Source organism: Nocardioides sp. (assembly GCF_025964975.1).
GTDB lineage: Bacteria > Actinomycetota > Actinomycetes > Propionibacteriales > Nocardioidaceae > Nocardioides.
Genome location: NZ_JAOPXV010000216.1, coordinates 1 through 4602, shown reverse-complemented (window position 1 = coordinate 4602; position 4602 = coordinate 1). Strand labels below are relative to the sequence as shown.

Here is a 4602-nt window from a genome sequence, read left to right as displayed (position 1 = left end):
TCCCGACGTGGTGACGCGACATCGTTGGCCGATGCGATCCAGGGCGCACTGGAGTCCGACCCTGGAGAGGTGGAGAGGACGGTGTCGTCGGCGCGAGCCCGTTGGGAGGAATGCTTCTCACCCGCCGCCGGACGGCAACGGCTCGCACGGCTGCTCGCGGACCTGCACCAGGTGTGAGCCACAGCCTTCCTTGTCGCCACCCGTCACACCCGGGGGTTCGACGATTCACCTCACCCGCCGCCGATGGGCTCGTTACGGTGGACACAGGAACGAGGGCATCCGCACTAGGGAGATTTCAGAGCCTTGATCATCGAGCGTGACGTGACAGCGTATGTCGTCTATTCCGGCGACCCCGTGCTGCGCGCACTGGAGAAGATCACGGCCAACAAGGCGCGCGTCATCTTCCTCGTGGACGCGCGCGGGCACCTCGACGGCGTGCTCTCCGACGGCGACTTCCGGCGGTGGATCAGCACCTCCGCCAGCATCAACACCGAAGCCCGCGTCATCGAAGCGGCCAACACGAGCCCCCGGTCGCTCCCCATCGGCAGCACACCGGCCGAGATCTCGCACGCGTTCGATGCGGGTGTCGACCATGTGCCCCTGGTCGACGAACGCGGCCACCTCGTCGCCATCGCCATCAACCGCGCGGACGAGCTGCGGATCGGGCGGCACATCGTGGCCGCCGACGCCCCGACCGTCGTGATCGCCGAGATCGGGAACAACCACCAGGGCGACGTCGCCTACGCCAAGCGGCTCGTCGAGCTGTCCGCCGAGGCAGGCGCCGACATCGTGAAGTTCCAGCTCCGCGACATGGCGGCGCTCTATCGCCAAGGGACGGACGGATCGAGCGGAGAGGATCTGGGCGCGCAGTACACCCTCGACCTGCTCGCGAAGTTCAACCTCGATGCCGACCAGCTGTTCGAGGTCTTCGACCACTGCGCAAAAGTGGGCGTTGACGTCATGTGTACGGCGTGGGACCCGATCAGCGTCGACCGGCTCGTGGACTACGGCGTCACCTCGCTGAAGGTCGCCTCCGCCGACATGACCAACCACGCCCTGTTGCGCCACATGGCGACGTCCGGCACCCCCATGGTGATCTCGACCGGCATGTCCACCGAGGGCGAGATCCGCGAGACCGTCGAGCTGATCCGCGCAACCGGTGTCCCGCATGCCTTCCTGCACTGCCAGTCGACCTACCCGGCCCCCTTCAAGGACGTCAACCTCGCCTACCTCATCCGCCTCGCCGAGCTCACCCAGGGCCCCGTGGGCTACTCGGGTCACGAGCGCGGCATCCACATCCCGGTCGCCGCTGTCGCGATGGGTGCGCGCATCATCGAGAAGCACTTCACCACGGACAAGGCGCAAGAGGGCAACGACCACACGGTGAGCCTGCTGCCGGGCGAGTTCAAGGAGATGGTGCAACGCATTCGCGAAGTGGAGGAGGCGCTGGGGTCGAACTCCCCCCGCGCGGTCTCGACCGGGGAGATGATGAACCGCGTCAACCTCGCGAAGTCCCTTGTCGCGACCCGCCGTATCGAGGTCGGGCACGTGCTCACCGAGGCCGACGTCGACATCAAGAGTCCCGGTCGTGGTCTGCAGCCGAACGCCTGGGACAAGCTCGTCGGTCGTACGACGACGCGGAGCTTCGACCCCGGCGACTTCTTCTACGCCACCGACCTGGGCGCGGCTGCCGTCCGCGGCCGCGATTACAACTTCCGTCGTCCCTGGGGCCTGGCGGTGCGCTACCACGACGTCGAGTCGATGACCCGGGACACGACCCCCGACTTCCTCGAGTTCCACTTCTCCTACCAGGACCTCGACATCGACCCCGCCAAGGTGTTCTCCGCACGGCTCCCCATGGCGTTCTGTACCCATGCCCCCGAGCTGTTCGCCGGCGACTTCATCCTCGATCTCGCCTCCCCCGACAACGACGTCTTCCAACGCTCGGTCCACGAGCTGCAACGGGTGGTCGACGTGACACGGCGCCTCAAGGCGTACTTCCGTGAAGATGAAGCCGACCCGGTAATCGTGGCCAACCTGGGCGGATTCACCAAGGACGGGTTCGTCGGCGCCTCCAAGCGACGTGTCATGTACAACCGCATCGCCGACGGCCTCGGCCTCATCGACGATGCCGGTGTGCGCATCTGCGCCCAGACCATGCCTCCCTACCCGTGGCACATGGGCGGCCAGTCCTTCCACAACCTCTTCGTCGACCCGAGCGAGACCGCGAACTGGGCCAAGGAGCACGGCCGGCGCCTGTGCTTCGACGTGTCCCACTCCAAGCTCGCCGCGAACTACCTCGGCCTCTCGTTCGCCGAGACGACCGAGCTGCTGGCCCCCCACACGGACCACCTCCATCTCGTGGACGCAACCGGCGTCGACGGCGAGGGTGTGCAGGTCGGCGACGGGGAGGTCGACTGGGCGCTGCTGGCCCACCAGCTCGACCTGCTCGCGCCCGACGCCGCGTTCATCCCCGAGATCTGGCAGGGACACGTCAACGACGGGGAGGGCTTCTGGATCGCCCTCGAGCGGCTGGAGCAATGGTTCTGACCGCTCCCCCGACGGCGCTGTGGGTCATCCCGGTCAGTGACCTGGCCGGGGTTGCTCGCCACACCCTCGACGTGGCGCGCGAAGGCATCCCCGGCTGGCGGGTCGTCTTCCTCGCGCCGCCTGGCGATCTCCCGCGGGAGCTGAAGGCTGTCGGCGCCGCGGTGCTGGAGTCGCCGTTCGGACCCGGTCACGGACTCCGCGCCTCGGTGACCTCGTTGCGCCACGCCGTCACCAAGCTCCGTCCAGACGTGGTGCACACGCATCTGTCGTACGCCGACATCGTCGCTGCGCTGTCCGTCGGGCGCGGCCCTCGCCTCGTGACCACTGAGCACGGCATCGCCCACGACGATCTCGTCTATCACCGGTCCGTCGCCAAGGCTCGCGTCATGGCAGTCGTGCACACCGCGCGGCTGCGGCGCTTCGACGCCGCCATCGCCGTCAGCCGTGCCACCGCCGAGGCGATGGGCCAGAAGTGGCATCCCCGACGTGCGGTCACCGTCATCCACAACGGGCTGGACCGCCGCAGCACGCCCACGCGATCGCCGGGACTGCGCGTGCTCTCGCTGGCTCGCCTCGCGCCGGAGAAGCGACTCGACCGGCTCGTGGACGCCTTCGCGTTGCTGGCTGGTCGCCACCCCGAGGCGACGCTCACCCTGGCGGGCACCGGCCCGCTCGGGGATGCCCTGCGGCGTCAGGTCGCTGAGCTTGACCTCGATGGGCGCGTGCGGTTCCCCGGCTTCGTCGACCCGGACGCCGCCCTGGCCGACCATGACGTGCTTGCCATGCTGTCGGTCTGGGAGAACTGCTCCTACGCACTGCTCGACGCTGCTGCGGCCGGGCTGGGGGTGGTGGCCAGCGGTGTCGGCGGAAACCCCGAGATGCTGCCCGGCCGGTGCCTGGTCGACGCCACCGACGCGTCGCAAGTCGCTGGCGCGCTCGCCCGCCAAGGACGGGAGCCGAGTCAACGTCCGGGCCTGGACGACTGGTCGACGGTGGCGTCGATGACCCAGCGGATCTCCGACGTGTACGCCGCCACCGAGGGGACCAGACGGTGAAGAACGTCGCGTCCGCCTGGGTGCTGCCCGACCCCGCGGAGACCAAGGCCACACGGGCGGACTCCGAGGTGCGCATCATCGAGTTCCTGCTCTTCGCAGTGATCCCCCTGCGCACGGTCGAGGCTGCCGGCCTGCCCATCAACGAGCTGGCCGCCCTGGGGGTGGTGGCGCTCGCTGCACTGCGTCCCGCCCTGGGTCACCGCATACCCCTCCTGCGCGTCTGGGCACTCTGCGCGGCTGTGCTTGTCCTGCTCCTCTTCTCCGGCGTGGCCAACGACGTCGACTGGACCCGGCGCGTCGGTCACGTCGCGGTCTGGTGCGGTCTGATCTGGATGTGTGCGACCGGCCGGGTGTCTCTCCGCTCAGCCGCGCTGGGGCTGGGCACAGGGTTGGTCGCGGTGACCGGGTTGTACTACCTCGGCATCGGGGGCGACACCTATCCGGGGCGCCTGACTGGCTACCTCGGCGATCCGAATGCCGGCGCCTTCTTCCTCGTGGTGCTCGGGGCGCTCGTGGTGGGGTTCGCCGACGAGCGCCGCCGGGTCCGGCTGCTGCTGGCCGCTCCACTGATCGCGGGCCTGGTGCTGACGTACTCACGAACGGGACTACTGGCTCTGACCTTCGCGCTGGCGTGGTGGCTGGTGGGACGCCGTATGGGCGCTCTGGGAGGAGCAGCGTTGGTCGCTGCACTCGTGTGGGTGGTCGGCAACATCCCCGAGGACCTCCTCCTCTTCGGCCCCTTCTCCGACCGCTCCGGCAGCGACGACCTGCGCGATCGGATCGTCGCGAGGGAGCAGTCGCTGTTGGAACAGGCCCCCTGGTTCGGCAACGGGCCCGGGACCGCCAAGGTCGCCCTGGGTGAGCAGCAGCTCTTCTTCCACAACAGCTATCTCGCTGTTCGCCAGGAGGGCGGCTGGCCGCTGCTCGTCCTCCTCCTGGCGCTGATGGCGATTGCCTTCATGGCACTCTCGTCACGATCTCGTGCGGGAGACGTTCC

The 4602-nt window shown here is 68.6% G+C and carries 3 protein-coding genes; all 3 read left to right on the top strand.

The genetic code is table 11. The annotated features are described in order from the left end of the window. Positions 1 to 321 precede the first annotated feature (321 nt). Positions 322 to 2550, top strand: a complete 2229-nt coding sequence (locus JWN68_RS17515; RefSeq protein ID WP_297741327.1) for an N-acetylneuraminate synthase family protein — start codon at positions 322 to 324, stop codon at positions 2548 to 2550. Beyond that, on the top strand, positions 2541 to 3605 hold the full coding sequence (locus JWN68_RS17510; RefSeq protein ID WP_297741325.1) for a glycosyltransferase: 1065 nt from the start codon (positions 2541 to 2543) through the stop codon (positions 3603 to 3605). The genes JWN68_RS17515 and JWN68_RS17510 overlap by 10 nt, the downstream gene beginning before the upstream one ends. Beyond that, on the top strand, positions 3602 to 4602 hold a 1001-nt coding region (locus JWN68_RS17505), incomplete at its 3' end, for an O-antigen ligase family protein (protein ID WP_297741323.1). The genes JWN68_RS17510 and JWN68_RS17505, both read left to right, overlap by 4 nt.